25 protein-coding genes and 2 tRNA genes are annotated in these 24,770 nt (G+C 39.3%); 14 read left to right on the plus strand and 13 right to left on the minus strand.

The window, feature by feature from the left end:
• Positions 1 to 61 precede the first annotated feature (61 nt).
• Positions 62 to 2,248, minus strand: a complete 2,187-nt coding sequence (locus B806_RS0117250; protein ID WP_017386425.1) for a SulP family inorganic anion transporter — start codon at positions 2,246 to 2,248, stop codon at positions 62 to 64.
• A 296-nt stretch (positions 2,249 to 2,544) separates the two neighbouring features.
• Entirely contained in the window at positions 2,545 to 4,893 is a 2,349-nt protein-coding gene (locus B806_RS0117255) for a Tex family protein (protein WP_017386426.1), read from the minus strand.
• 657 nt (positions 4,894 to 5,550) lie between these two features.
• Here B806_RS0117255 and ompR point away from each other — a divergent pair.
• From ompR to B806_RS0117275, 5 genes are all read left to right on the plus strand, one after another.
• The gene (ompR, locus tag B806_RS0117260) at positions 5,551 to 6,315 is read left to right on the plus strand and encodes a two-component system response regulator OmpR (protein ID WP_000060753.1); all 765 of its coding nucleotides are present in this window, start codon (positions 5,551 to 5,553) and stop codon (positions 6,313 to 6,315) included.
• Positions 6,316 to 6,332: 17 nt separating this feature from the next.
• Positions 6,333 to 7,790 (plus strand): ATP-binding protein, encoded by a 1,458-nt coding sequence (locus B806_RS0117265; RefSeq protein ID WP_005804509.1) that lies wholly within the window; start codon positions 6,333 to 6,335, stop codon positions 7,788 to 7,790.
• Between the two features lie 33 nt (positions 7,791 to 7,823).
• Positions 7,824 to 7,946 (plus strand): hypothetical protein, encoded by a 123-nt coding sequence (locus B806_RS19630; protein ID WP_014207857.1) that lies wholly within the window; start codon positions 7,824 to 7,826, stop codon positions 7,944 to 7,946.
• A 35-nt stretch (positions 7,947 to 7,981) separates the two neighbouring features.
• Positions 7,982 to 9,496, plus strand: a complete 1,515-nt coding sequence (locus B806_RS0117270; RefSeq protein ID WP_017403275.1) for an acetyl-CoA hydrolase/transferase family protein — start codon at positions 7,982 to 7,984, stop codon at positions 9,494 to 9,496.
• Positions 9,497 to 9,626: 130 nt separating this feature from the next.
• Positions 9,627 to 10,058, plus strand: coding sequence for a GNAT family acetyltransferase (locus B806_RS0117275; RefSeq protein ID WP_002116887.1), 432 nt, complete (start codon positions 9,627 to 9,629; stop codon positions 10,056 to 10,058).
• Positions 10,059 to 10,225: 167 nt separating this feature from the next.
• Here B806_RS0117275 and B806_RS0117280 read toward each other — a convergent pair.
• From B806_RS0117280 to B806_RS0117290, 3 genes are all read right to left on the minus strand, one after another.
• A tRNA-Phe gene (locus B806_RS0117280) sits at positions 10,226 to 10,301 on the minus strand.
• 126 nt (positions 10,302 to 10,427) lie between these two features.
• Positions 10,428 to 10,503, minus strand: a tRNA-Phe gene (locus tag B806_RS0117285).
• Between the two features lie 106 nt (positions 10,504 to 10,609).
• Positions 10,610 to 10,993: a GNAT family N-acetyltransferase gene (locus tag B806_RS0117290; protein ID WP_002116928.1), complete on the minus strand. Its 384-nt coding sequence runs from the start codon at positions 10,991 to 10,993 to the stop codon at positions 10,610 to 10,612.
• A 102-nt stretch (positions 10,994 to 11,095) separates the two neighbouring features.
• Here B806_RS0117290 and hisB point away from each other — a divergent pair, with 102 nt between their 5' ends.
• The 5 genes from hisB (at position 11,096) to hisA (ending at position 14,559) form a co-directional block, all read left to right on the plus strand.
• On the plus strand, positions 11,096 to 11,689 hold the full coding sequence (gene hisB / locus B806_RS0117295; protein WP_002116767.1) for an imidazoleglycerol-phosphate dehydratase HisB: 594 nt from the start codon (positions 11,096 to 11,098) through the stop codon (positions 11,687 to 11,689).
• Positions 11,689 to 12,306, plus strand: a complete 618-nt coding sequence (gene hisH / locus B806_RS0117300) for an imidazole glycerol phosphate synthase subunit HisH (protein WP_017386427.1) — start codon at positions 11,689 to 11,691, stop codon at positions 12,304 to 12,306. Before hisB ends, hisH begins: the two co-directional genes overlap by 1 nt.
• 150 nt (positions 12,307 to 12,456) lie before the next feature.
• A complete protein-coding gene (locus B806_RS0117305) occupies positions 12,457 to 13,005 on the plus strand; it encodes a DUF805 domain-containing protein (RefSeq protein ID WP_017386428.1) in 549 nt (182 codons plus the stop codon).
• A gap of 86 nt (positions 13,006 to 13,091) precedes the next feature.
• Complete coding sequence (locus B806_RS0117310; RefSeq protein WP_017386429.1) at positions 13,092 to 13,733, plus strand: 3'-5' exonuclease; 642 nt, start codon at positions 13,092 to 13,094, stop codon at positions 13,731 to 13,733.
• 94 nt (positions 13,734 to 13,827) lie between these two features.
• Positions 13,828 to 14,559: a 1-(5-phosphoribosyl)-5-[(5-phosphoribosylamino)methylideneamino]imidazole-4-carboxamide isomerase gene (gene hisA, locus B806_RS0117315; RefSeq protein ID WP_000905538.1), complete on the plus strand. Its 732-nt coding sequence runs from the start codon at positions 13,828 to 13,830 to the stop codon at positions 14,557 to 14,559.
• A 55-nt stretch (positions 14,560 to 14,614) separates the two neighbouring features.
• Here the strand turns inward: hisA and B806_RS0117320 are convergent, their stop codons facing one another.
• Positions 14,615 to 16,306 carry an ABC transporter ATP-binding protein gene (locus B806_RS0117320; protein ID WP_017386430.1) on the minus strand — a complete coding sequence of 564 codons (1,692 nt, stop codon included), beginning with the start codon at positions 16,304 to 16,306 and terminating at the stop codon, positions 14,615 to 14,617.
• Positions 16,307 to 16,512: 206 nt separating this feature from the next.
• Positions 16,513 to 17,064 carry an XRE family transcriptional regulator gene (locus tag B806_RS0117325; protein ID WP_025465997.1) on the minus strand — a complete coding sequence of 184 codons (552 nt, stop codon included), beginning with the start codon at positions 17,062 to 17,064 and terminating at the stop codon, positions 16,513 to 16,515.
• Positions 17,065 to 17,161: 97 nt separating this feature from the next.
• Here B806_RS0117325 and B806_RS0117330 point away from each other — a divergent pair, with 97 nt between their 5' ends.
• The gene (locus B806_RS0117330; RefSeq protein ID WP_017386432.1) at positions 17,162 to 18,064 is read left to right on the plus strand and encodes a DMT family transporter; all 903 of its coding nucleotides are present in this window, start codon (positions 17,162 to 17,164) and stop codon (positions 18,062 to 18,064) included.
• A 33-nt stretch (positions 18,065 to 18,097) separates the two neighbouring features.
• Here B806_RS0117330 and B806_RS0117335 read toward each other — a convergent pair whose 3' ends face one another.
• From B806_RS0117335 to B806_RS0117345, 3 genes are read right to left on the minus strand one after another with little or no spacing between them, the layout of a single operon-like run.
• Positions 18,098 to 18,493 (minus strand): membrane protein, encoded by a 396-nt coding sequence (locus B806_RS0117335; RefSeq protein WP_017386433.1) that lies wholly within the window; start codon positions 18,491 to 18,493, stop codon positions 18,098 to 18,100.
• A gap of 36 nt (positions 18,494 to 18,529) precedes the next feature.
• Positions 18,530 to 19,159: a DUF1294 domain-containing protein gene (locus B806_RS0117340; protein WP_014207865.1), complete on the minus strand. Its 630-nt coding sequence runs from the start codon at positions 19,157 to 19,159 to the stop codon at positions 18,530 to 18,532.
• 12 nt (positions 19,160 to 19,171) lie between these two features.
• Entirely contained in the window at positions 19,172 to 20,122 is a 951-nt protein-coding gene (locus B806_RS0117345; protein ID WP_017386434.1) for a homoserine kinase, read from the minus strand.
• 112 nt (positions 20,123 to 20,234) lie between these two features.
• Between B806_RS0117345 and hisF the strand changes: the two genes are divergently transcribed.
• The gene (hisF, locus tag B806_RS0117350; RefSeq protein WP_017386435.1) at positions 20,235 to 20,993 is read left to right on the plus strand and encodes an imidazole glycerol phosphate synthase subunit HisF; all 759 of its coding nucleotides are present in this window, start codon (positions 20,235 to 20,237) and stop codon (positions 20,991 to 20,993) included.
• Between the two features lie 40 nt (positions 20,994 to 21,033).
• Here hisF and B806_RS0117355 read toward each other — a convergent pair whose 3' ends face one another.
• A complete protein-coding gene (locus B806_RS0117355) occupies positions 21,034 to 21,672 on the minus strand; it encodes a hypothetical protein (RefSeq protein ID WP_017386436.1) in 639 nt (212 codons plus the stop codon).
• A gap of 108 nt (positions 21,673 to 21,780) precedes the next feature.
• Here B806_RS0117355 and B806_RS0117360 point away from each other — a divergent pair, with 108 nt between their 5' ends.
• Both B806_RS0117360 and aqpZ read left to right on the plus strand, forming a co-directional pair.
• Positions 21,781 to 22,785 (plus strand): AraC family transcriptional regulator, encoded by a 1,005-nt coding sequence (locus B806_RS0117360; protein WP_017386437.1) that lies wholly within the window; start codon positions 21,781 to 21,783, stop codon positions 22,783 to 22,785.
• A 132-nt stretch (positions 22,786 to 22,917) separates the two neighbouring features.
• Positions 22,918 to 23,607: an aquaporin Z gene (gene aqpZ, locus B806_RS0117365; protein ID WP_017386438.1), complete on the plus strand. Its 690-nt coding sequence runs from the start codon at positions 22,918 to 22,920 to the stop codon at positions 23,605 to 23,607.
• 178 nt (positions 23,608 to 23,785) lie between these two features.
• Here aqpZ and B806_RS0117370 read toward each other — a convergent pair whose 3' ends face one another.
• The gene (locus B806_RS0117370) at positions 23,786 to 24,028 is read right to left on the minus strand and encodes a hypothetical protein (protein ID WP_017386439.1); all 243 of its coding nucleotides are present in this window, start codon (positions 24,026 to 24,028) and stop codon (positions 23,786 to 23,788) included.
• Positions 24,029 to 24,073: 45 nt separating this feature from the next.
• Positions 24,074 to 24,673 carry a LysE family translocator gene (locus tag B806_RS0117375; RefSeq protein ID WP_002116994.1) on the minus strand — a complete coding sequence of 200 codons (600 nt, stop codon included), beginning with the start codon at positions 24,671 to 24,673 and terminating at the stop codon, positions 24,074 to 24,076.
• Positions 24,674 to 24,770 lie beyond the last annotated feature (97 nt).

A 24,770-nucleotide genomic window follows, 5' to 3' on the forward strand; every position in this document is an offset into this window, starting at 1 on the left:
TTAATCGCATAACGAATAAAAAGCGCCTTAAATAAGGCGCTTTTTTTAACTAAAGAACTGATCAATCAAGAAACTGAACGTGCCCTGTTTTTACATCGTAAATTGCCCCCACAACTACGATCTCACCTCGATCAACCATATCTTTAAGCACACTGCTATTATTAATAATGTACTGGATGTTGTAATGAACGTTCATTGCTGTGACTTGGCTAATAAAAGCATTACCTAATTCACGTGGCTGCATAATGTCATATACGCTATCAACCGAATGCATTAATGGTCCAAGCACATATTGAATGTGTGGCATTTCTTTCACATCAGACACTTGCTTTTGCTCTAAACGCAATTGACATGCACTCGTCACCGCACCGCAATCAGTATGTCCTAAAACAACGATGACTTTAGAACCTTTGGCCTGACATGCAAACTCAAGTGAACCCAATACTTTTTGCCCAGCAATATTACCTGCAATTCGCAAGCTGAACAGATCACCAATACCCACATCAAAAATCATTTCGGTGGGTGCACGTGAGTCCATACACCCAAGGACTGCTGCAATCGGATGTTGGCCTTCATCTGCAGTCACACGAATTTGTCGGTAAATATCTCGTTGAAGGCGTTCATTTTTTACAAAACGTTCGTTCCCTTCTTTAAGTAAGTTGACGACTTGTTGTGGACTCAGCTTTTGCTGCAAATCATGTGTACTAATATCAATATCAAGTACCGCATCATCAACGTCTTGATAGTGCTGTTTGAACCCAACCAATTTAAGGTTTACCTGACGTTTAATAGCTGTTTCACTTTGATAATCTTGAATAACTTGATAGATATCAGGATCAATCGAATCACATTGGGTTGCATCAATAATGAGTTGTTGATGTTTATGTACATGTTCTAATGCTGAAATAAGCGCAGAACGATTAAGAAAGGTGACTTGTGATGGGAGTTCAATACGAGTCACTACGCCATGTAAACGCTTCTCTCTATAAACACGAATACCTTTATTAAAATTGCCATAGAGAATAAAAGCACTACTGGTAAACAGGCCAATTAAAATTCCCATTAAAAGATCGGTCAGCAAAATTGCAACTAAGGTAATAATAAAAGGTAAAAACTGTTTCCAACCTTTTTGATAAAGCTGTTTAAATAGTTTTGGATGAGTAAGCTTAAAGCCTGTCACAATAAGGATCGCGGCCAATGCAGACAAAGGAATCATGTTCATTAATGGCACAAAGAACAAAACCGCCAACAGCAACAATACCCCATGAATAATGGTAGAGCATTTACTACGCGCGCCTGTATTTGCATTCACCGAACTACGTACAATCACTGAAGTCACGGGCATGCCACCTATTAAGCCCGAAACGATATTCCCTGTGCCTTGTGCCCAGAGTTCGCGATTAGGAGGAGAAGAACGTTTTTGAGGATCGATTTTATCTGCTGCCTCTAAATTCAATAACGTTTCTAAAGATGCAACGACAGCCAGAGTGATTGCCCCTGTGTAAATCATAGGCTCAGCTAAATAGCTAAAATCAGGGAAAATTAATACTTCTTCGGGTGCTTGTAAGATATTCGGTAACTGAATGAGGTTATCAATTTGCACTGCCCATGCAGAACCCATACTCACCAAAATAAAATTTAAAACTGCTGCGAGCACAACCGCAATCAAAGCCGAAGGTAAAGCTAGTTTTTTAAGCGGACTGCTATCCCACGCTAAAATTAAAAATAAACTGAGTAAGCCAATAAGTGCAGCGCCTCCATCAAAACGTTGAAGGAATGCATCTGGTGTTGAAGTCCAAACCTGTTTCCATGAAAAATCAGAAAGTCCAAACAGATAAGGTAATTGCGTGGCAATCAGGATCACGCCAATAGCGGCTAATAACCCTAAAATGACATTATTTGGGATAAAGTTCGCAAAGAACCCTAACTTAAATAATCCAAATAGAATTTGTAGAACACCGGCAAAAATAATACATAATAAAAAGGCGGCATAATTGCCGCCTAATTGTTCTAACTGTACAAGGATGACAGCAGTCAGCCCTGCCGCTGGGCCTGCAACGCTAATGTGAGAACCACTCAGTAAACCCACAATAATGCCGCCCACAATACCTGCAATAATACCAGAGATGATGGGAGCACCTGAGGCTAAAGCAATACCCAAACACAGCGGTAATGCAACGAGGAATACGACAACTCCGGACAAGAGGTCTTTCAAATGAAATCTATTTTTCAGGTTTAAAACCGACATAAAACAACCATTTATAATAAAAAGAAATAAGCAAAGTTGTACTATTACAGCCTGAAAGTGAGTAAATGCTTCAAGGCTGGGTTGATGATGTCGAACAACTGAATATCATTAAAGTTTAGTTATGCTATAACGTTGTGTATTTAATTGTGTATTTAACAACGATTTGTTGATCTTAAGATTCACCTCATCTTTACGACTGTTTTTTTCTTATTTCGCTTTTATATAATTATTTAAAACATAATATTTAATCCATAAAAAAGCCTCCAATTGGAGGCCTTTTTATCAATTAAAGACTCTTATTTAGAACCTTTAATCCCTGCTTGTAGCAACAATGCACCTAACCCACCAATTTTTTGTTCTTGAGGTTTCTCTTGCTTGGCGCGCTGAGGACGTTCAGCTTGATCTTTACGTGGTTGAGGGCGCTTACCTTGAGGCTTACGCTCAAAACGCTGTTCTGTATTTTGTTCACGGCGTGGTGGGCGCTGTGCTTTTACAGGTGCAGAACCTTCAGCACGCATACTTAAGTTCACGCGGTTACGTTCAACATCAACCTGCATAACACGCACTTGTACGATCTGACCTGGTTTTACAACCTTATGCGGGTCAGAAACGAACTCATTCGCTAACTCAGAAATATGAACTAAACCATCCTGATGTACACCAATATCAACGAAAGCACCAAAGTTTGTGACATTAGTGATCACACCCTCAAGTTGCATACCTTCAGTTAATTGGCCCACTTCAGTAATATCTTCGCGGAATTTAGCAGTACGGAACTCTGGACGTGGGTCACGACCTGGTTTTTCAAGTTCAGCTAATACGTCTTGTACTGTTGGCAAACCAAATTTGTCATCAACAAATTCATCAGCTTTTACTTGGCGAATGATTTCGGTATTACCAATGATGTCTTTCACAGTTGTCGCTTTTGCTGCAACAATTTTCTCAACAAGACCATAACTCTCAGGGTGAACAGCAGAAGCATCTAAAGGTTCAGAACCATTTTGGATACGTAAGAAACCAGCCGCTTGTTCAAAAGTACGTTCGCCTAAACGTGGTACGCTTTTCAAAGCTTGACGGTTATCAAAACGACCATGCTCTTTGCGGTATTCAACAATTTGCTGAGCAATCGCTTTGTTTAAACCCGCAATGTAAGCCAAGATTGCTGGAGAAGCAGTATTTACATCAACACCAACAGCGTTCACACAGTCTTCAACTACTGCGTCAAGAGTTTTTGCTAAACCAGTTTGATTTACGTCGTGTTGATATTGACCTACACCAATTGATTTCGGATCAATCTTAACAAGTTCAGCAAGTGGATCTTGTAAACGGCGAGCAATCGACACTGCACCACGAATTGAAACATCAAGCTCTGGAAGTTCTGCCGCTGCAAGCTCACTTGCAGAGTAAACAGATGCACCCGCTTCACTTACAGTCACACGTGTTAATTTGAGGTCTGTATTAGCAGCCATCATTTCAGCCACTACAGCTTCTGTTTCACGGCTAGCTGTACCATTACCAATAGCAATAAGCTCTACATTATATTCACGGCATAGACGTGCAAGCTCAGCAATAGAACCTTCTTTGTCTTCTTTAGGCGCGAATGGATAAATCGTGCTATGAGCAAGTACATCACCTGCATCGCTTACTACCGCCAGTTTCACACCAGTACGAATACCAGGGTCAACACCTAAAGTAGTACGACCACCTGCTGGCGCTGATAATAATAAATGACGAAGATTTTCAGCAAATACCTGCATTGCTTCTGCTTCGGCAGTAAGTCGTTTTTCTGTGAGCAATGAATGCTCGATTTGAGGACGAACTTTACCCAACCAGAATAATTTTGCAGTTTGTTTTAAGAAGTCCTGACGTGCTTGAGGTTGAATTTGCTCAAGGTTGTATTCAGTTTCGATACGTGCCAATGGTGCATCATCTTCACCATCAACTTTTAAACCTAATACATTTTCTTGACGACCACGTAACATCGCCAATAAACGGTGTGAAGGTAGCTTGTTTAAACCTTCAGAAAATTCAAAGTAATCGCGGAATTTTTTACCGACTTCTTTCTTTTCTTCAGAAGCAACAGTACTTTTTAAAACCGCAGTTTTTGCAAAAGTTGCTTTTAATTCTGTAGTAAGCGCAATATTTTGTGCCCAGTCATCAATCAGAATATGCTGGATCGCATCTAACTGACTTTCAACATCTGGATAGTCTTCATGACTAAAACCAGCCAATGCTTCTGTCGGGTCAACTTGTTCTGCAATAATTTTTTCAGCAATCGGTCCTAAACCTGCTTCTTTTGCTTTAAAAGACTTACTTGTACGCTTAGGACGATACGGTGCATAAATTTCTTCTAAAGCATTTTTTGTTTCGGCTGCATTCACCCGCGCCAACAAGTCATCATTCAATTTATTCTGTTCTTGCAATGACTGAATGACCTTTTCACGGCGCTCATATAAATCACGTAAATACGCTAAACGAGTATCTAATTGGCGTAACTGCGTATCATCTAAACCTTGTGTTACTTCTTTACGGTAACGGGCAATGAATGGAACACTGGCACCTTCGTCAATTAAGCGGATGGCAGCTTCTACTTGGTTTGGACGTACGGCAAGCTCACTTGCCAACTGCTGAACTAAGTCAGTCATCGTGTTTGATCCCACAAGGATAAAGTTTAAAAGCACTGATTATAAAGACCAAGCCCATAAAATCCACACTTGTTTGCGTATTCAAAACGTTTTTTTGTATTGACTCTGAATATTTATACTTTTTACGACTACTAGAGCACGTAAAAACAGTGGTTTAAGTATGAAAAAGTTAAAACTGAACCCTACCTTTTAATCTTTATAAAATATAAACGTATGACTTATGTCATGAGCATGACAAAAAATTAATATAATTTATGAGAAAATGATCATATTGATACATAGCCCAAAAGATAAAAATATTGAGGTTGAGCACTGCTTTATTCCTCTAGTTCCTTAACTACTCAGTTTTTTTATCTTATTCAGCAATCAAAAGCCCATTATGTTTGTTTCAAATAATTGATTTGAAACAATTAGTTATTACCATTGAGTTATTAGAAATTTATTGAAAATTTAACTATATGTTGTTTTAGGTCGGTCTTTGCTAAATTATGGGCTTAAGATGTTGTTTTTTGGTTTCAAACCACCTTGAAAATTGTAATTTTGAGCAAATTGATACATAGTCTAAACAAGAACATCAGCATTATACTGAGGGCTTGTTGGCAATAAGCCTATCCGACCCAATAATATATAAATTATGACTTTAAAAGGGAGTACATCATGAGTTTAGTTGTACCTGCTGAACATCCTGAAACCGTACACAACGAAACGGATCGTGTCGAACGTATTTTAGTGGTCGATGACGATGTGCGTTTACGTACCCTCTTGCAACGTTTTTTGGAAGATAAAGGCTTTGTTGTAAAAACTGCCCACGATGCTTCGCAAATGGACCGTTTATTACAACGTGAGTTATTTTCACTTATCGTACTCGACTTTATGTTACCGGTTGAAGATGGTTTAAGTATTTGCCGTCGTTTACGCCAATCAAATATTGATACGCCAATCATCATGTTAACAGCACGTGGTAGCGATTCAGACCGTATTGCCGGTCTTGAAGCTGGTGCAGATGACTACTTGCCAAAACCATTTAACCCAAATGAGCTTTTAGCACGTATCCGTGCAGTATTACGTCGCCAAGTTCGTGAAGTTCCGGGTGCACCAAGCCAACAAGTTGAAGTAGTAAGCTTTGGTCCATGGTCTTTAGACTTGTCTACCCGTACACTGACACGCGAAGGACAAATCGTTACCTTAACAACTGGCGAATTTGCAGTATTAAAAGCATTGGTACAACACCCACGTGAACCATTAACACGCGATAAATTGATGAACTTAGCGCGTGGCCGTGAATGGGGTGCAATGGAACGTTCAATTGACGTTCAAGTTTCTCGTTTACGTCGTTTAATTGAAGATAACCCTGCGCGTGCACGTTACATCCAAACTGTATGGGGTGTCGGCTATGTATTCGTTCCAGATGGTGCTGAATAAGCTTGAGATAAGATAGAGTGAGTTTAGAACCAATCGCCCCACAGAACTTTACCGATTACGTGACCTATTCAGAGCGTAAACGGACTCGATGGGAACGTTTTCTCGACAAAATAAAGCCACGTTCTGCTGCCATGCGTACCACTATTCTGGTACTGCTGGTGGTGTTCTTTAGCTTATTTATGTCGTTATGGTTCTTTTGGCGAACTCTGTATTTACCTGAAATTCAACAGCACGCCCGTTATCTTGCGGTCGAGCTTGAGCTCGTCAATAATCCTGATATACGAATTTTTCATCGTGAAAATGAAGTAGATATTGATGCGTGGTTGCGTAATCGAGTCGGTATTGAATACGTTACCAACCCCAAAGAATATCCAAGTGTCCGAGAAAAGGTCATTGCCGAGTTTTTTACCAATCATGTCGAAAAAAAGCTGGCAAATGAGATCGGGACTAAAGATGTTACCGTTTATTTCCAGTTTAAACCGAGCCCACGCATTTGGATTCAAACTCCTGAAATGCATGGCAACTGGGTTCGCGAGCCTTTAAAAACCTATGCCAACTATAGTCCTGAACTTTTAGTGGGTTGGGTTGTGGGTGTTCCTTTACTGTCGGCTATCATTATTTTGATTTTGGTCAGACAGATGAACCGCCCTCTGCGTCGTTTGCAGAATGCTGCCAATGAATACAGTAAATCTGGAACAGCGCCGTACCTTGATACCAATCATGGACCACTAGAAATTCGTCAAGTAAACCAAGCCTTTAATCGCATGGTCTACACACTCGATCAGACTGAGCGCGAACGACGTATTATGTTGGCGGGTATTTCACATGATTTGCGCACTCCTCTTACACGCATACGCTTAACAGCAGAGATGCTGCCTGATGAGTTTTTGCGTGAAGGTTTGGTTTATGACGTAGATGATATGGATGCAATTCTTAATCAGTTCATTTCATACATGCGCGATGGTTCAGATGAGGAGTTGAAAGACACCAATATCAACATGCTTTTGCAAGAACTTGTTGTGCAATTTAAACCTCTCGATATTCAATTCGAGATGCAGGATGTACCTATTATTCCAGCACGTAGCCTTTCTTTAAAAAGATTGATTGCCAACTTGATTAATAATGCAAAACGCTATGGTGCTGAACCAATAGAGCTCAGTGCAAAAGTTGAAAATGAATGTATTTTAATTACCGTTGCTGATCATGGTGAAGGCATTCCGGCAGATCAAATTGAAGAGTTAATGCAACCTTTTGTTCGCGGAGACTCAGCAAGAACCATTCAAGGTAGTGGTCTTGGGCTGGCTATTGTTAAACGTATTGTCGATATTCATCATGGTGAGATTCAAATTCATAATCGTGAACAAGGTGGTCTAGAAGTTATTATTTCTTTACCAATCCCAAAACCGAGTACCGAAGAAAATACCACGACGAATCCTTTGGAAAAAATAAAACAAACATTAAGTGAGCGCTTTTAATTTGATCAATCAGCAATTAAAAGCCTTGTTTTAATGACAAATAAAAGCAATAAAAATCAATTAAATAAAAACCATAAATATAATTTATACCGCCATTTATTTACAAAATTAGACCTTAGCCTAACACCTATGCACTTTTCAATTTTTCATAGCTAAAATCCCGTATGTTTTGACAATATTGAGGATGTCCAATGTCTTTAAGTCGTATTCGCCTAGCTTCTCTTCATGACAAGGTCATCAGTGCTGAACAAGCTGCGCAATTCATCGAAAATGGAATGACCGTTGGTATGAGTGGTTTTACCCGTGCCGGTGAAGCTAAAGCTGTTCCACAAGCACTTGTAGAGCATGCAAAGAAAAATCCGTTAAAAATCACGTTAATTACGGGTGCTAGCTTAGGTAATGACTTAGACAAACAACTCACGGAAGCAGGTGTTTTATCTCGTCGTATGCCATTTCAGGTAGACAACACTTTACGTCGTGCGATTAATAACGGCGAAGTTATGTTTATTGATCAACATTTATCAGAAACTGTTGAGCAAATGCGTAACCAGCAACTTAAACGTCCAGAGGTTGCGGTGATTGAAGCAATTGCGATTACTGAAGATGGTGGCATTATTCCAACAACTTCTGTAGGTAACTCTGCAAGCTTTGCTATTTTTGCCGAAAAAGTTATTGTTGAAATCAACACATCTTTAAGCGAAAGCTTTGAAGGTTTGCACGACATCTATATTCCAACTTATCGTCCAACACGTACTCCAATTCCATTAACAAAAGTGGATGAGCGTATTGGTACAACAGCAATCCAAATTGATCCTGCAAAAATTGTAGGTATTGTATTTAACGATACACATGACTCACCATCAACAGTAACTCCTCCAGATGATGAGACTCAAGGCATTGCAAACCATTTAATTGCTTTCTTTAATAAAGAAGTTGCAGAAGGTCGTTTACCGAAAAATCTTGGTCCATTACAAGCAGGGATTGGCTCTATTGCCAACGCTGTACTAACAGGTTTAAAAGATTCTGATTTTGAAGACCTCATCATGTACTCAGAAGTACTACAAGACTGTACTTTTGAACTCATTGATGCAGGCAAAATGAAATTTGCTTCTGGTAGCTCAATTACCCTTTCTGCAAAATGTGGCGAAAAAGTTTTTGGCAATATCGAAGCTTACAAAGACAAATTAGTGCTTCGTCCACAAGAAATTTCTAACCATCCTGAATTGGTTCGTCGTTTAGGGATTATCGGCATTAACACTGCGCTTGAGTTTGATATTTACGGTAACGTGAACTCAACTCACGTGTGTGGTACTAAAATGATGAATGGTATTGGTGGTTCAGGTGACTTCGCTCGTAACGCTCACTTAGCGATCTTTGTGACCAAATCAATTGCTAAAGGCGGTGATATCTCTTCTATCGTGCCAATGGTAAGCCACGTTGATCACAGTGAACACGACGTTGATATTTTAGTGACAGAGCAAGGTTTAGCAGACTTACGCGGTTTAGCGCCTCGTGAACGCGCTCGCGCTATTATCGATAATTGTGTACACCCACTTTATCGTGATGCATTAAATGACTACTTTGACCGTGCATGTGCTAAAGGTGGACATACTCCTCACTTACTTCGTGAAGCATTGTCTTGGCATGCAAACTTCGAAGAAACAGGTCAAATGCTTCAAGCAGCACCAGTTGCAAAATCAGCTTAAATCACTGGTTTAATTCAAGCACTCCTTCGGGAGTGCTTTTTTATTTGTTTAAATTATTAATAAAACACTGCTCAAGCCCGAATTTTTATTTTATCTTTTCAGCACATCAAAACAAAAAGTAGAAATCCATATGTTTATTATTCGTCAATTTACAAATGCAGATCTGGATGATGTCGTTATTTTATGGGAAAGCTGTGGTCTGACTCGTCCTTGGAATAATCCTGAAACCGATATTTTCAGAAAAGTCTCGCAACAGGATGATTTGTTTTTGGTTGCTATTAAAGATGAGCAACTGATTGGCACGCTTATGGGCGGCTACGACGGCCATAGAGGCTGGATTAACTATTTGGCTGTTCACCCCCACCAACAACGCTTAGGAATCGCTACAGCGCTCGTTCAGCAGCTTGAGAAGCGTCTCATCGCTCGTGGCTGCCCAAAACTGCAATTATTAGTCCGTAAAGACAATTTGAATGTGTTGAACTTTTACGAACAACTCGGTTACGACGAAGTAGAAGCCGTGTGTTTAGGAAAACGACTTATTCGTGATAGTTCTCATGATTAGAACCACGTTTCGTTTGGACTATTTTTAGAAAGTTAAGGCGATATTGGGGATAACCCTCTTTGCTTGTGGATAAAATGAGATTTATACACAGGTAAGGTCTTAATATTTTTATTAAATAAAGAGGCATGAAAAAAGCCCCATACATAATGTATGGGGCTTTTCGAATATGGTGGCGAGACCCAGGATCGAACTGGGGACACACGGATTTTCAATCCGTTGCTCTACCTACTGAGCTATCACGCCGATGGCCTGTATTAAGCCGTATCTCAGAACAATAGTCAACAATTATCCTGAGTTTCTGATTTAAATGAGTATTTTTTATACTTAAAAAAAATCCCTGATGGGATCAGGGATTGAAAACACAAATAATGGTGGCGAGACCCAGGATCGAACTGGGGACACACGGATTTTCAATCCGTTGCTCTACCTACTGAGCTATCACGCCGAAGTGGGCGTATTAAACAATGTTTATAAGAAGACGTCAAGCAACTTCCGTGTTTTTTGTAACAAGTGATTATTTTTAAATCACAACCACAAAATAATAGAAGCTTTTAGTGATGTAGTTTACCAATGTGAGCCAAACAGCGATGAATCGCGCCACAACCTGGTTCAAAAGTTTTAACACCTTTTGACTCTTCTATGCGGCAAGCTTCTTCGACTAAGCGCTCAGCTACCCCACGACCACGGTTCGCAGGGTGCACAACAATATATTCAAGAACCTTGCTTTCGCCTTGTCCTGAAGACCAAATTGCACCTATAATTTTGGTGTTAAATTCGGCAGTGTATAGCGTGGTATACTGTTGTAAATCTTGTTCAAGTTGTTCAATCGCATCGTGCCCGTCACCAAACTCCGGACTTGTATCATACAGTCGCTCAAGCTGATCGCGGATCTCTGAATTATCTAGAGAACTATAAGCATGTACGGTAATAGGCATTGATTAACCCTCCTGAGCAAACTATGATGCTGTCACGAATTCGTCACAGCGAAATTGTCGTTAACATCCAATCATTTTTGACGTTTTTTGAGGAACGTGTCCATGACGCAACGTATCAGTGAAGTGGTTAGAAATACCAATGAAACCAAAATTCGAGTTCGTTTAAATCTCGACGGTACTGGTCAAGGCACACTAAACACTGGAGTTCCATTTTTAGACCATATGATTGATCAAATCAAGCGACATGGCTTATTTGATATCGATATTCATTGTGACGGAGACCTCGAGATTGATGATCACCACACCGTAGAAGACTGTGGTATCACGCTTGGACAAGCTTTTGCACAAGCTTTAGGCGATAAAAAAGGTTTAAAACGCTATGGTCATTTTTATGCACCATTAGACGAAGCTTTATCTCGCGTTGTTGTCGATTTATCTGGTCGTCCGGGTTTATTTATGGATATTCCATTTACCCGTGCACGCATCGGTACCTTTGATGTCGATTTATTTTCTGAGTTTTTCCAAGGTTTCGTAAATCATGCGCTTATGACCTTACACATCGATAACTTAAAAGGTAAAAATAGCCACCATCAAATCGAAAGTGTGTTCAAAGCACTTGCTCGTGCTTTACGTATGGCATGTGAAGTTGATCCACGTGCAGAAAACACGATTGCATCGACAAAAGGTAGCCTCTAATGACACGTATCGCGTTACTTGATTATGGCATGGGCAATCTACACTCAGCGGCTAAAGCACTTGAGTATGTGGGCGCTACAGTCGATGTGACCAATGATCCAAAGTTAATTGCACAAGCCGACAAAATTGTTTTTCCAGGCGTTGGTGCAATGCGTGACTGCATGCAAGGTATGCGTGAAGCAGGTATTGATGAAGTTGTACGTAAAGCTGCATTTAATAAACCTGTTCTTGCGATTTGCGTAGGCATGCAAGCATTACTACAAAGTTCTGAAGAAAATGGCGGTGTAGACGCATTAGGTATTTTTGACGGCGTAGTAAAACATTTCCCTCAAATGGAAGGTTTAAAAGTACCACACATGGGCTGGAACCAAGTTCACCAAATGGACCCAAGCCATCCAATGTGGAACAACATCGAACAAGATGCTCGCTTCTACTTTGTACATAGTTACTATGTCGAACCAAAAGATGAAAGTGTTGTGGCTGCGACTTGTGAGTATGGTGTGAACTTCTGCACTGCGATTCACAAAGATAATTTATTCGCGACTCAATTCCACCCAGAGAAAAGTCATACTGCTGGTTTGCAGTTACTTAAAAACTTTGTGGAATGGAATATTTAATCTGATTTAAAACTGAAAAAGATCAGGTCTAAATGGCCTGATCTTTTTTTTATTTACAATAACAACTAATCATTTATAGAATGATGTTTTATTCAACAAAATATTGAATATTTATACTTTTAAATAAAACCAAATGATCAGGAAAACAAAATGAATTCACCTTTTGAAAATCAGCCACTTCAACAAGATTCACCCTTTAAAGCTAGTGGTCGTTTTGGACGACTCTCTTATGCTGCTTGGACATTCTTATTTTCACTCGTCATCGGTATCGCTGTTGTCATCATCGCTTTTACTTTTGGGTTTACATCTAGTCAGGAACTAACTGGCCTTTCTACGGCAGGCATGATTGTTATCGCCATTCTTTATATTGTTTGCCTCTATGTAAGCTTTGTATTTACCATCCGCCGCTTGCACGACCGCAATAATACAGGATGGCTATCGTTACTGATGCTGATCCCTGCCGTAAACCTGATTTTTATGATTTATCTCTTTGCGGCAAAAGGTACAGAAGGCAATAATGATTACGGCCCACAGCGCCCTACTCCTAGTTGGGAACGCGTTTTAGGCTGGATTTATATTATCCTAATTCCACTTGCTTTGGTTTTTGCTGTCGTTGCCACAATCATGTCTCCGACCTATGAAGGCTATGTCGAGAAAAGTGAAAGTGTGGTCATTGGTACACCTTCTCAGTCTCAATAATTTTTAAAGACATTCATAAAGCCTAGTTCTCTAGGCTTTATTCATATATAAAGTGAATAGCCCAATTCTTTTGTACGCTGTTAAATATGTCCGAAGCCGTTGCCCTCCTTGATAAAGCTTCCATTCAGCAGCTTCCTCCTTTTGAAAATCTTAACCACCATAATATTGTGGTGATTGAAAATATTGAGCAATGCAAAAGTATTGAAGAAGAATTAAAAAACGCTGCAATTTTGGGATTTGATTCTGAGTCTAAACCTACATTTAAAGTGGGTGAAATCTCAACTGGTCCACACTTAATTCAACTTGCTACAATACAAAAAGCCTATTTATTTCATGTCAATTCATCGACTTTAAAATTCTTACAGCCCATTTTATCTAACCAGAAGCAAATTAAAGTCGGTTTTGGCCTTAAAAATGATAAGCACATTTTTCATAAAAAAGGCATAGAGCTAGAAAGTTGTGTCGACCTTGCCAAAGGGTTTAGTCACTTTGGTTTTAAACAGCAAATGGGCTTACAAAAAGCGGTGGCACTGTTATTTGGACAATATCTTGCAAAGTCGAAAAAAGTCGGAACTTCAAACTGGGCAAGAAAGCCACTTACATCTCAGCAAATAAATTATGCCGCTGCTGATGCTTATGCAGCATTACTCGTATTTGAAGAGCTCAGAAACCAAAAACTATTACCTGCTCACATTTCACAAACTATTCAAACCGCACTTCAAGCGTAAAGTAATAAAAGTCTTTTCTAAGGCTTAGCGATTGATCAATACTTTGCTAAGATGTGCACAATTTCATAAACATGATGAAGCAAGGAGCGGAAGCATGCTAATCATTCCAGCAATTGACCTGAAAGATGGTAAATGTGTGCGTTTAAAACAAGGGCGTATGGAAGACGATACTGTTTTCTCTGACGATCCGGTTGCAACTGCCCAGCATTGGGTAAATGAAGGTGCGCGCCGTTTGCATTTGGTTGATTTGAATGGCGCTTTCGCAGGTACTCCAATTCATAAACCTGTTGTTGAAGCGATTGCTAAAGCTCAGCCAGAATTACCAATTCAAATTGGTGGTGGTATTCGCTCATTAGAAACCATTGAACACTATTTAGAAGCCGGCGTGACGTTTGTCATTATCGGTACTAAAGCTGTTCAAGAGCCTGAATTTGTAGAAGAAGCTTGTAAACGTTTCGCAGGCCACATCATTGTTGGTATTGATGCCATGAATGGTATGGTTGCAACTGACGGCTGGGCAAACGTTACTGATGTGAAAGCAACTGATTTAGCGAAACGCTTTGCTGATGCAGGCGTGTCTAGCATTGTTTATACAGACATTGCTCGTGACGGTATGATGCAAGGTGTAAACGTTGAGCAAACTGTAAACTTGGCTCAATACTCAGGCTTACCAGTAATTGCTTCTGGTGGTGTTACCAACCTTGATGACGTTCGTAACTTAAAAGGCCAACCGGGCATTTTAGGCGCGATCACAGGCCGCGCAATTTATGAAGGTACTTTAAACCTTCGTGAAGCTCAGCTTTTGTTAGATGAAAACCGTCTTTAATTTTTAAGATGTAAAAAAAGAGCCGCTTTAGGCTCTTTTTTATTTTTGATTATCTTTAGTTTAATAACTTTTCTAAATCGATTACCTCATCCGCAATTTCCATTGCATAGGGCGAATGTGTAATCATGATTACGGATGGAACAACCTGCTGAATATATTCAAGTATATTTTTTGCAGTATCTACATCCAAGGCGGCAGTCGGTTCGTCTAGAATGATGAGCTGCGGGCGAGCTAAAAGACCTCGAAGAATGCAAATTCTTTGCTTTTCTCCTCCTGAAAAATTCTTATAAATTTCAGTTAAATCATCATCGAGCGTTAGTTGATGCTTTTTCAAAATATGTAATAAATTAAATTGATCAAGCATCTGAAGTAAGTAAGAATCCTCATATATGTGCGAGGAGTTATAAACTAAATTATCTCTAAGGGAATAAGGGAAAATAACTGGTTGCTGTGCAACGTAAACAACCTCATCAAAAATATGTTTAGAGAAATTTTGGCTAATATCAATATTCTTATAGCAAAGCTGCCCTGATTGAATCTGATAGACACCCATTAAATAATTCATTAGAGAAGTCTTTCCCAAGCCAGTTGGCCCAATCACGACATACGTTTTATTGGCTAATATTGTTAAATTAAAATGATCTACGGCTCTTTTCCCAAGTAAAAATTTAGCATTTATAAATTGAAAGAGAACGTTGGAGTCTTGAACGATAGAATGCGTATAATTTTCTTTATTGAGATTAAAGTATTTTCGATATTTTGCTAAGGCGACAAAGTTACCATTTAAACGCATCAAGCTTTGAGAAACCGCTAAAAATGGATTGGTGAGTTGAATAATATAAGTACTTATCAATACGAAAGCACCCGGTGTAAGCTGCTTTTCAGTTGAAAGAAAGACTGTAAATAACATAAAAAAGAGTAAAAACAAAAAGATCAGGAACAATTGAGAAATCATCAATAGCCCTATTTTTTTATTCCTATCTTTAGCTGTTTTGATGAATGAGTCTAATGTGGTATTAAATTTTGACAATTGAAACGGTACTGCATTTTTTACTTTAATTTCATATGAATTTGAGATCTGATGTATCAAATCGCTATTTACCTGATTATCTTGTTGATACATCGAATCAAATAAAGAACTACTTCTTTTATTTATATGAAAGGAAACTAAAAAAATAACGATAGCTACCAATAAAAAACTGATACTAAAAAGTAAGCTAATAGTTGTAAATAAAACTGCAAAGATCATAACCAATTGAAAAATGATTGGCCCCAAATGAAGCAGCAACGTTAGATTTATCTCACCAAAAGCAGAACTTCCTCTTGCAAGATCACTGATGACTGTTCCAGCTTCAATTTGATCTTGCTCATCTTTTTTAAGATTTAAATAATTTTTTAACCCCGCAAAAATTAATGCTCCTTTGAAATCAACCATCAAATAAGCACTAAAAATATTTTTCGTCCAATTACATAACTCATTCGCTAACCATGCTACAGCATAAGCGAGTACGATTAGATATAAGAAATTAAATGGAAGTCGAATATCTAGTGGAAAGTTATATGCCTGTGCAGAGTAATCAATAATAATTTTTAATAGGTATGGCAATAATGTCGTAAAGAATGCTGTAAACATTACTAATAAAAACATGAGAAACATACTACCTTTCTGCTTCTTATAATTTTCTTTAGAAACCTGCCATAAAAATTTATAGTTTTTAATATCTTGTGAACTTAATAAGAACTTCATTTCTGTATCTTTTTTCTATTAAAACGAGTTAAAAATAATTTTATTACACAAGAAATATCATAACTTGCCTTATTTATTCTAATTCGTATTTTTTGTTTAAATTGAATTCACAGGTTTTTAAGAGAGGTCATATACATCATATATGCCTTCAATAAACTGCATAAATTTTAAAAACATATATTTTATTAAAAAGCTTAAATTCCAAATCAATACACCACATTACGAGTAAATTTAAGCACTTGGTTACCACTATTGATATAGGTATAAGTAACAGAACTTTCAAAAATAAAAGATGAACCAGCTGTTATTATTTTTTTGCTGTCAGTAAATTGTATGGTCAGCTCACCTTCTAATACGTAAATAATTTCCTGCCATCCGTCTGCATCTGCTTCAGCAACGTAAGACTCTCCCACAGCCAAAGACCATATCCAAAGCTCAACTTGGGAACGAGATGGAACTGAAGCGAGCAAGGTTGCTTTACTTTCCTCATCTTCACCCTGCCAAGCGAGTGCATTTACTACGGCATGTTCTTTATGCTCAGGTGCACTCACAATCGTTTTAAAATCCACACCCAACACTGCTGCAATCGAATCGAGTTTGGCCAAACTAATATTGACCTGCCCAGTTTCCAAAGCAGCAATGGTTCGTCTACTCACACCTGCCTGATCTGCCAAATCTTGTTGACTCAAATCTCGTTCATCTCTTAGTAAACGAATATTTGTGCCTACGTGCTGTAAAACGGTATTCGACTGGCTCATAAAATGGATTAGCAAGAAAATTTGAGCAATATATTGCACAAAATACAAGAATATCGCAATATGTGCAGTATATTGCACAATTTATGTTAATTTGAGTATGTCGCCAATTTCTCTGAGTTCAAGCAAAGCTCCACAGTTAGCCCTGATTCTGATTACGATCATTTGGGGAGGAACATTCCTTACTGTGCAGTATGCGCTGAATTTTGCATCACCTATGTTTTTTGTAGGCTGTCGTTTTGCTGTAGCGGCTCTTACTTTGCTTCTTATTTCATTAAAAAGTATGAAAGGTGTCACTTTAAAAGATTTAGGCGCTGGTAGTGTGATTGGTCTTGTTATTGCGGCAGGCTACGGCACCCAGACTATTGGTCTACAAACCATTCCGAGTAGTGAATCAGCATTTTTAACAGCGCTATACGTTCCGCTTGTTCCTATTTTAATGTGGCTCATCTTTAGAAAAACTCCCCATATCATGACTTGGGTGGGAGCCGCTCTTGCCTTTGCTGGCCTTGTTTTATTGACGGGCAATGGTTTTGAACAAATTTCCTTAAGTTTTGGGCAGCTTTTAACAATCCTGGGTGCCTTTGCGATTGCTTTAGAAATTATTTTTATTAGCTACTTTGCTGGAAAGGTAAATTTACGCCGCGTCACAATCATTCAACTTGGTGTCGCTTCTCTACTTTCTTTCGCTATCATGCCTGTGGTGGGTGAACATACGATTCCAGCATTTTCATGGCCCCTAGTACTGATTGCTATTGCATTAGGTTTAGCGAGTGCACTCATTCAATTTGTTATGAACTGGGCTCAACGTGTGGTTGATCCTTCACGTGCTGCAATTATTTATGCAGGCGAACCTGTTTGGGCGGGCATTATTGGCCGAATTGCAGGTGAGCGTTTGCCAATGATTGCCCTTTTTGGCGGTGCTTTAGTAGTCTTAGGCGTTTTAGTCAGTGAGTTAAAAATTAAGTTACCAATTAAAAAAGCTAAAAGAATTCGAGAATAAAAAAAGAGAGCTTAACGCTCTCTTTTTTATTTATTAAGGTTGATACATCGGGCGGTTATCATTTAACGCAATCAATCCACGAATTGCACGATATACAATCCAAATCCACGCAGCACCAATTACACCCACACAGAATACGGTCGATGAAATGGCAACGCCTGCAAATAGGTCAGTATTTTCACCTGTAAAAAACAAGAAAATAAACGGCAAAAAGGCAATAATATTCCAAGCGAGATACCACCAGAATGTTCTGATTTGCCATGTAAAGTGGCTCGCAAAAATCGAGCCTTGTACATCAGAACGTTTTACGTAGTTAATAATTAAAGCAATAACCGCAAGTAAGCCGCCTGTAAAAATGGCAACAATATAAAGTACATATAAAATAAGTGTTAAAGTACGATTTGGATCTTGGTCGATAGAACTATTCATTTTTATACCTCTCAAGTTTATTAAAACGATTTACTTTTATGAGCCCCGCAATACGTTTAAGGGAGAAATTAGCCACAAAATCAAAAGTAAATGAAAGAATATGGTACAAAAATAAATCTTACGAAAGGGTTGTTTTTGTGTTTTATGTCTCAGTTTTTGTTGTGCCCACCATGCAGCTGGCCAACCTCCTAAAAAGCTAACAATGTGCAATGTTTGTTCAGGTACACGGCGATTACCCAATTGTGCGGCTTCTTTATCTTGAGAATAAAGCCAATAACTTAAGGCATTCATCATTAAAACAAATAACAACGTATAAGCTGGCAAAATATGAATAAAGCTCATAATTCCCATTAAAACGAAATAAAATACGATCCCCATTTGCATTGCAGACCATGGACTGGCTTGAAAAGAAGATTCTGCTTTTACGGGCTTTGACGCTTTTCGGGTTTGAGATGCTTTTAAATAGGTGACCTGCTGAGCACGAAAACGGCCTCGTTCATCGAGAATCACCCGATATTCCAGTGCACAGCCAATAATTGGCCGAGGTCCGGGGCGTGCAAAATCTTTGATATGCAAAAAGACTCGCTCTTTTTCAGCATCATCCGGCTGAATAAAGCCATAACCTTTTTCGTCGAACCATTCGACTAAGCGCCCCTGATCTCGCATCTTTATTCCCTTTTATGCTTTTACATGACTTAAACGGTCTTGCATCATTGCTCGCATTTCTTGCGGGTCTTTTTGCAAAATGTCATCGCCAGTACGTCCTTCTTCTTTATTTTTTTGAGCAACTTGCAAACGCATTGACCAAAAACGGCACGCTGCCATTGCCAAGAATACATCTAAACATGCAAGTTCATCTGAAGTCAGCGTACGAACTTTTTGGTATGCCGCTAAGTAAGCTGCGACTTTGTCTGAGTTTAAATGCGCTGCTGGATATTCGGTACAAAAATCATTGATGGTAATCGCAATATCAAATAGCAATTCATCTTGATTTAACTCATAAAAATCTAGAATACCTTGTAATTTCTCACCTTCAAACAAAGTATTGTCGCGGAACAAATCAGAGTGAATAAAACCTGTTGGTCGATTTGAATACTGCGCTGTTTTCGCATTAAAAGCTTGATAGACCTGCTCAAGTAACGTTTGGTCATCTTGAGTCATGCTTGGTTTCAGCTGTTCTGCAACGCCTGTCCAATATTGATGATCACGGCGATATTCACGTTCAAGTGGAAAATCTTGTAAAGCCACATGCAGTTTCGCCTGTGCATCTGCAATCGCTGCAACTTGCGCTACTGTGGTTTGCATGGGATGGTGACCCATTAAACGTGGTGCAATCTGTGCAGGCTTGTCTGCAATCACATGAACCGCTTGTCCGCTATGTTTTAACGGCACTGCAACAGGTACATCATGAGTCCCTAATTGTTCAAGAACAGGAATAAGTTCACCCGCACCTTGTGCATCTAACTCTTCAAACACGGTGAGTACATATTGTTTGCGGTTTACATCAACCAGAAAATAATTGGTATTTTGAATACCTCCCTGAATTGGGTTCAGCTCCAACACCTCTAATCCATAAGGTGCAGCAAAGGTGCGAACTTCATCTAAACTCAACGGGGTATAAACCGACATGGAAAACCTGCAAAAAACATCTGTGAAGTTTGATAGAATACCTCTTCCCTCCATGAAGGTGTAGCGCCTGTGTAGGAACTTTCACCAACGGCGATTATTTTTGGAAAAAGCTATGCTTGCTAAACGTATTATTCCTTGCCTAGACGTTGATAACGGACGCGTAGTTAAAGGCGTTCAATTCCTCGATATTCGTGATGCTGGCGACCCTGTTGAAGTGGCACGTCGCTATAACGAACAAGGTGCAGACGAAATTACTTTCTTAGACATTACCGCTACACATCATGGACGCGATACCACTTACCGTACTGTTGAACGTATGGCCGAGACTGTATTTGTGCCATTAACTGTCGGTGGTGGTGTACGTAAGGTTGAAGATATTCGTGCGTTATTAAATGCAGGTGCAGATAAAGTGAGTATTAACTCAGCTGCCGTATTTAATCCAGAATTTGTTCAAGAAGCTTCTCAGCACTTTGGCGCACAATGTATTGTGGTTGCGATCGATGCCAAAAAAACTGGCGACAACAAATGGGAAATCTTTACTCACGGTGGCCGTAAACCAACGGGTATTGATGCCATTGAATGGGCTGTAAAAATGGCTGACTACGGTGCCGGTGAGTTGCTGATTACCAGTATGGACGCTGACGGTACTAAAGCAGGTTACGATATTGCTTTAATGCGTGCCATTAATGACCGCGTTACCATTCCAACGATCGCTTCAGGTGGTGTGGGCAACTTACAACATCTTGCAGACGGTATTCTACAAGGTGGTGCCGATGCAGTATTGGCAGCAAGTATTTTCCACTTTGGCCAATATACAATTCCAGAAGCTAAACAATATTTGGCTGATCAAGGCATCGAAATGCGCTTGTAAGCTAATTTATATTTAAAGGGGCAATATGCCCCTTTATTTTTTATGCCGCACCATCTACCGCATTTACGTCGCTAACGAGTTGAGGCTTTTCTTTTTTCTCGACCCATTTTGCTGGAAAGATTTTTTCTATAGCTTGAGTTAACGGTTTAGCAAATACAGCAGGCAACCGAATACCCAAAGGATTTTGTTCTTTTAAATCTGCCGAAGACACCACACGTGTTCCCATTACATAGTCAAACCAAGGCTTCGTGACACACCAATTGGCGTCTTGATTAGAGTTCATGTGGTGGTCGTAATGCCACGGAATTTTACGCTTTGCCCAGTCAGGCTCTAAATGTGCACGGCGATGAATATAATAATAATTTCCAGCACTGTACCAAGCTGCGAGTGCCATGCCTTTTGAAAATGGATAGAAAATTGCGCTTGAAACGGTTGCCACGACTGCCAGTGAAATTAACTCATTTTTAGTTCGCCAGTTTCCCACGCCCTCAACATAGCAATCATCATGAAATTGTTGTTTGCGGACTTCACGATGGTGTGCCCAATGAGATTCCATGCTTTTTGGTACTGGGCTATAACGTGGTTTTCCAGCACGGTGTACACCATGCAAAATATATTTGTGTGCTACCCATTCAAATGCATTCGCAACTGCAATTCCGGCAATAAACCCTTTTAACATCACCTAACTCCTTTTTCTTTTTATTCAGAATATAAAATTCGTTATGCTAGGTATTGACCAGAATTTATGGTTTCATTGACAAATCACGACAAGAAGAGGTGGTTAGGGATGCCACAATTAAAAAATTATACAGGCTCAGTGTATGGAGGACTGGGGCATCTTTTAAAGGCTTACTGTGAAGCCAATCAATTAGCTATTCCTGAACAATTAGAACAAATTCAAAATCTGGAACGCTTTGACTATGTGGTTTGGCGTGATCTATTAGAAGTGATTTATAGACTAGACCCAAAGCCGGGTTTAGGACTCGAAATTGCCAAATATGTGCAACCCAAACACTTAGGGATTATTGCTTACCTAGCGCTCTCTTGCGACAACTTAGGTGAAGCCTTAATTCGCTATCATGATTTTCACCGTCTGATTTATGATGGGAGCCCATTAGTGGTTGAGCTACAAGGAAGATATGGCTCTATTCGCTGGGAAGCGACTGAGCTACACCCTACCCAGCTTACCGATGAAATCGCGATTGCGTTGGTGATTCAGTTCTTACGTCTTTTTATGTCTCATGAAGACGTGCATTTACATGAAGTACGTTTCTTAAATGCTGCCCCTAAAAATATCAGGGTTTATGAACAATACTTTCAATGTCCCGTTCGTTTTAGCCAGCCACGTACAGAGTTACTCATTCCAATTACAGAAATTAATAAGCCACTGAGCAGCGCTGACCACACGTTACAGCAACTATTGGTTCAGCAAGCACAAGCGCTGTTAGAGCAATTACCAAATTCAACCCAACTTGATCAGCGTTTACAGCATTCAATTTTGACTGGGCTGCAAAAAAATCAATATCAAATTGAATATATTGCTGCTCAATTAGGCCTATCAGTTCGACAACTCCAACGACACTTACAACAACAAAACACCACCTTTCAGGAACGTGTTCAGCAAGTACGATTTATGCTCGCAACCGAGTATCTAAAAGACCCGCATTTAAGCTTGCAAGAGATCGCACTTTTACTTTGTTATTCAGAACAAAGTGCCTTTCAAAGAGCATTTAAACATTGGACCAATCAAACACCCCAGCAATGGAGGGATCAATTTTTAGACAAAGAATAACCAACCAAAACTTACAAATCTTTTCTTGATTAAAACAACACTGAAAATAAAAATTTCATATAGTCACATGCTTAATTTTTTGTGACATATTTCACACTAATTAAAAAATATATCAATAGATGAGTAATCACAATGAATAAATATTTTGCTGAATTCTTAGGTACGTTTTGGCTAGTCTTTGGTGGTTGTGGTAGCGCAGTTTTAGCCGCAGCTTTCCCTGAACTTGGTATTGGCTTTGCAGGTGTAGCCCTTGCCTTTGGTTTAACCGTACTCACAGGTGCTTATGCTCTAGGGCATATCTCAGGTGGACATTTTAATCCCGCGGTAAGTGTTGGCCTTTGGGTCGGTGGCCGCTTCGATGTTAAAGATTTAATTCCCTATATCGTTGCTCAAGTGGTCGGTGCGACTGCTGCTGCATTTGTTCTTTATATTATTGCTCAAGGCCAAGCAGGCTTTAGTGGTGTTGGTGGTTTTGCTTCAAATGGTTTTGGTGATTTATCACCAAACAAGTTTGGCTTAGGTTCAGCTTTCATTATTGAAGTAGTACTTACAGCTTTCTTCTTAATCATTATCTTAGGTGCAACTGACCGCCGTGCGCCTGCTGGCTTCGCTCCTATTGCAATTGGTTTGGGCTTAACACTCATTCACTTAATCAGTATTCCGGTGACGAACACTTCGGTAAACCCTGCACGTAGTACAGGTGTTGCGTTCTTTGCTGAAACGGCTGCGTTAAGTCAGTTGTGGTTGTTCTGGGTGGCGCCGATTTTAGGGGCTGTGATTGGGGCAATTATTTATAAGGTGGTAGCTAGCGATAAAGATTAACTGCACGACCGCAAATACCACGGTCACTCAAGTTGTAGTTGTATAGGTAATGCCTCACTTTTGAGTGAGCAAAAGTGACAAAACTCATTCGTTTCACTGACGTTACTTCCATGTAACGCAGTGAAACAGGCGGCATCCGTGCCGCCGTCGCGATAGCAAATTGAATAAAATATATTTATTACATAAACGGATTATTAATTTCTTGTTCAGCTGGACGTTCAATTTTCTCAGGCAATTCTTCTTTTTCCAAAGCCGCAACAACATCATTTAAAAAGCTCTGCAATGCCTTTGCCTGTTCTAACCCGACTTTGTCTTTGGTAATTTGCAAGTTGCCATAAATGCTCACGCAATCGACATCATTTTCTAATGTTAAATCTTCAATTGATGAAGACTCTGTACCCTTTTCAAATGGCTTAAACATAGGTGTTGTCTCGTTGTTATATCTTCACAGTGTAATACGATCAATTTAAAAAAAATCGATCAAAATTAAAAGAGCCGATAAAATTAAAAAAGCGCCCATCAAGATATTAAAATATTTCAAACGGTTACCCTGATTGAGCACCACTGAAAATTTATCACCACAGAACCCCCAAAAGAACAAACACGCGTAGCAAGTGAAAAAATAAATAACGATAAAGATCGGCAACGACTGCGGGTTTTCAATGCTAGTAAACATGGTAATGCCTGACACACAAGCCAACCACGCTTTGGGATTCAACCACTGTAATAAGAACCCATCTTTAAAATTGGGAATAATCATTTGCTCTACAGGAACACTTGAAATAGAAATATTTGCGGCAGAAAGAATAATTTTAATCCCGATATAACAAACAAATAGCGTTCCACAAACTGCAAGAATCTTTAATACAACAGGAAACTGAGTTAATAAACTCTGAAGACCAAATGCCATAAAAATTAAAAGCAAGGTAAAACCAATTGTGGCGCCTGAAATATAGGGAAGCGATCTTTTTAAACCGTGATTTAAACTGGTCGATAAAATGACAGTATTTACTGGCCCTGGGGTAATAGACATTGCAAATGAAAAAAGAAACATCGAGGCAAACATTGTTATTGTCCTTATTAAAATAAGATCCATAGACAGATCTGTATATGGATTCTATTTTAATCAATTACGGTGTTGCAATAACAATCAAAAAAACTAC

This window comes from Acinetobacter sp. TG2027 (assembly GCF_000302435.1).
In the GTDB taxonomy this organism is placed as follows: Bacteria; Pseudomonadota; Gammaproteobacteria; order Pseudomonadales; family Moraxellaceae; genus Acinetobacter; species Acinetobacter pittii.

Bases quoted from the DNA above. Each gene is read 5' to 3' on its own strand.
- B806_RS0117355 (WP_017386436.1), bottom strand. From the start codon at position 21,672: ATGTTAAAAGGGTTTATTGCCGGAATTGCAGTTGCGAATGCATTTGAA.
- B806_RS0117360 (WP_017386437.1), top strand. From the start codon at position 21,781: ATGCCACAATTAAAAAATTATACAGGCTCAGTGTATGGAGGACTGGGG.
- ompR (WP_000060753.1), top strand. From the start codon at position 5,551: ATGAGTTTAGTTGTACCTGCTGAACATCCTGAAACCGTACACAACGAA.
- B806_RS0117370 (WP_017386439.1), bottom strand. From the start codon at position 24,028: ATGTTTAAGCCATTTGAAAAGGGTACAGAGTCTTCATCAATTGAAGAT.
- B806_RS0117305 (WP_017386428.1), top strand. From the start codon at position 12,457: ATGAATTCACCTTTTGAAAATCAGCCACTTCAACAAGATTCACCCTTT.
- B806_RS0117270 (WP_017403275.1), top strand. From the start codon at position 7,982: ATGTCTTTAAGTCGTATTCGCCTAGCTTCTCTTCATGACAAGGTCATC.
- B806_RS0117250 (WP_017386425.1), bottom strand. From the start codon at position 2,248: ATGTCGGTTTTAAACCTGAAAAATAGATTTCATTTGAAAGACCTCTTG.
- aqpZ (WP_017386438.1), top strand. From the start codon at position 22,918: ATGAATAAATATTTTGCTGAATTCTTAGGTACGTTTTGGCTAGTCTTT.
- B806_RS0117330 (WP_017386432.1), top strand. From the start codon at position 17,162: ATGTCGCCAATTTCTCTGAGTTCAAGCAAAGCTCCACAGTTAGCCCTG.
- B806_RS0117275 (WP_002116887.1), top strand. From the start codon at position 9,627: ATGTTTATTATTCGTCAATTTACAAATGCAGATCTGGATGATGTCGTT.
- B806_RS0117310 (WP_017386429.1), top strand. From the start codon at position 13,092: ATGTCCGAAGCCGTTGCCCTCCTTGATAAAGCTTCCATTCAGCAGCTT.
- B806_RS0117345 (WP_017386434.1), bottom strand. From the start codon at position 20,122: ATGTCGGTTTATACCCCGTTGAGTTTAGATGAAGTTCGCACCTTTGCT.
- B806_RS0117290 (WP_002116928.1), bottom strand. From the start codon at position 10,993: ATGCCTATTACCGTACATGCTTATAGTTCTCTAGATAATTCAGAGATC.
- B806_RS0117375 (WP_002116994.1), bottom strand. From the start codon at position 24,673: ATGTTTGCCTCGATGTTTCTTTTTTCATTTGCAATGTCTATTACCCCA.
- B806_RS0117325 (WP_025465997.1), bottom strand. From the start codon at position 17,064: ATGAGCCAGTCGAATACCGTTTTACAGCACGTAGGCACAAATATTCGT.
- B806_RS0117255 (WP_017386426.1), bottom strand. From the start codon at position 4,893: ATGACTGACTTAGTTCAGCAGTTGGCAAGTGAGCTTGCCGTACGTCCA.
- B806_RS0117340 (WP_014207865.1), bottom strand. From the start codon at position 19,159: ATGCGAGATCAGGGGCGCTTAGTCGAATGGTTCGACGAAAAAGGTTAT.
- hisF (WP_017386435.1), top strand. From the start codon at position 20,235: ATGCTTGCTAAACGTATTATTCCTTGCCTAGACGTTGATAACGGACGC.
- B806_RS0117335 (WP_017386433.1), bottom strand. From the start codon at position 18,493: ATGAATAGTTCTATCGACCAAGATCCAAATCGTACTTTAACACTTATT.
- B806_RS19630 (WP_014207857.1), top strand. From the start codon at position 7,824: ATGACAAATAAAAGCAATAAAAATCAATTAAATAAAAACCATAAATAT.
- hisH (WP_017386427.1), top strand. From the start codon at position 11,689: ATGACACGTATCGCGTTACTTGATTATGGCATGGGCAATCTACACTCA.
- hisA (WP_000905538.1), top strand. From the start codon at position 13,828: ATGCTAATCATTCCAGCAATTGACCTGAAAGATGGTAAATGTGTGCGT.
- B806_RS0117320 (WP_017386430.1), bottom strand. From the start codon at position 16,306: ATGAAGTTCTTATTAAGTTCACAAGATATTAAAAACTATAAATTTTTA.
- hisB (WP_002116767.1), top strand. From the start codon at position 11,096: ATGACGCAACGTATCAGTGAAGTGGTTAGAAATACCAATGAAACCAAA.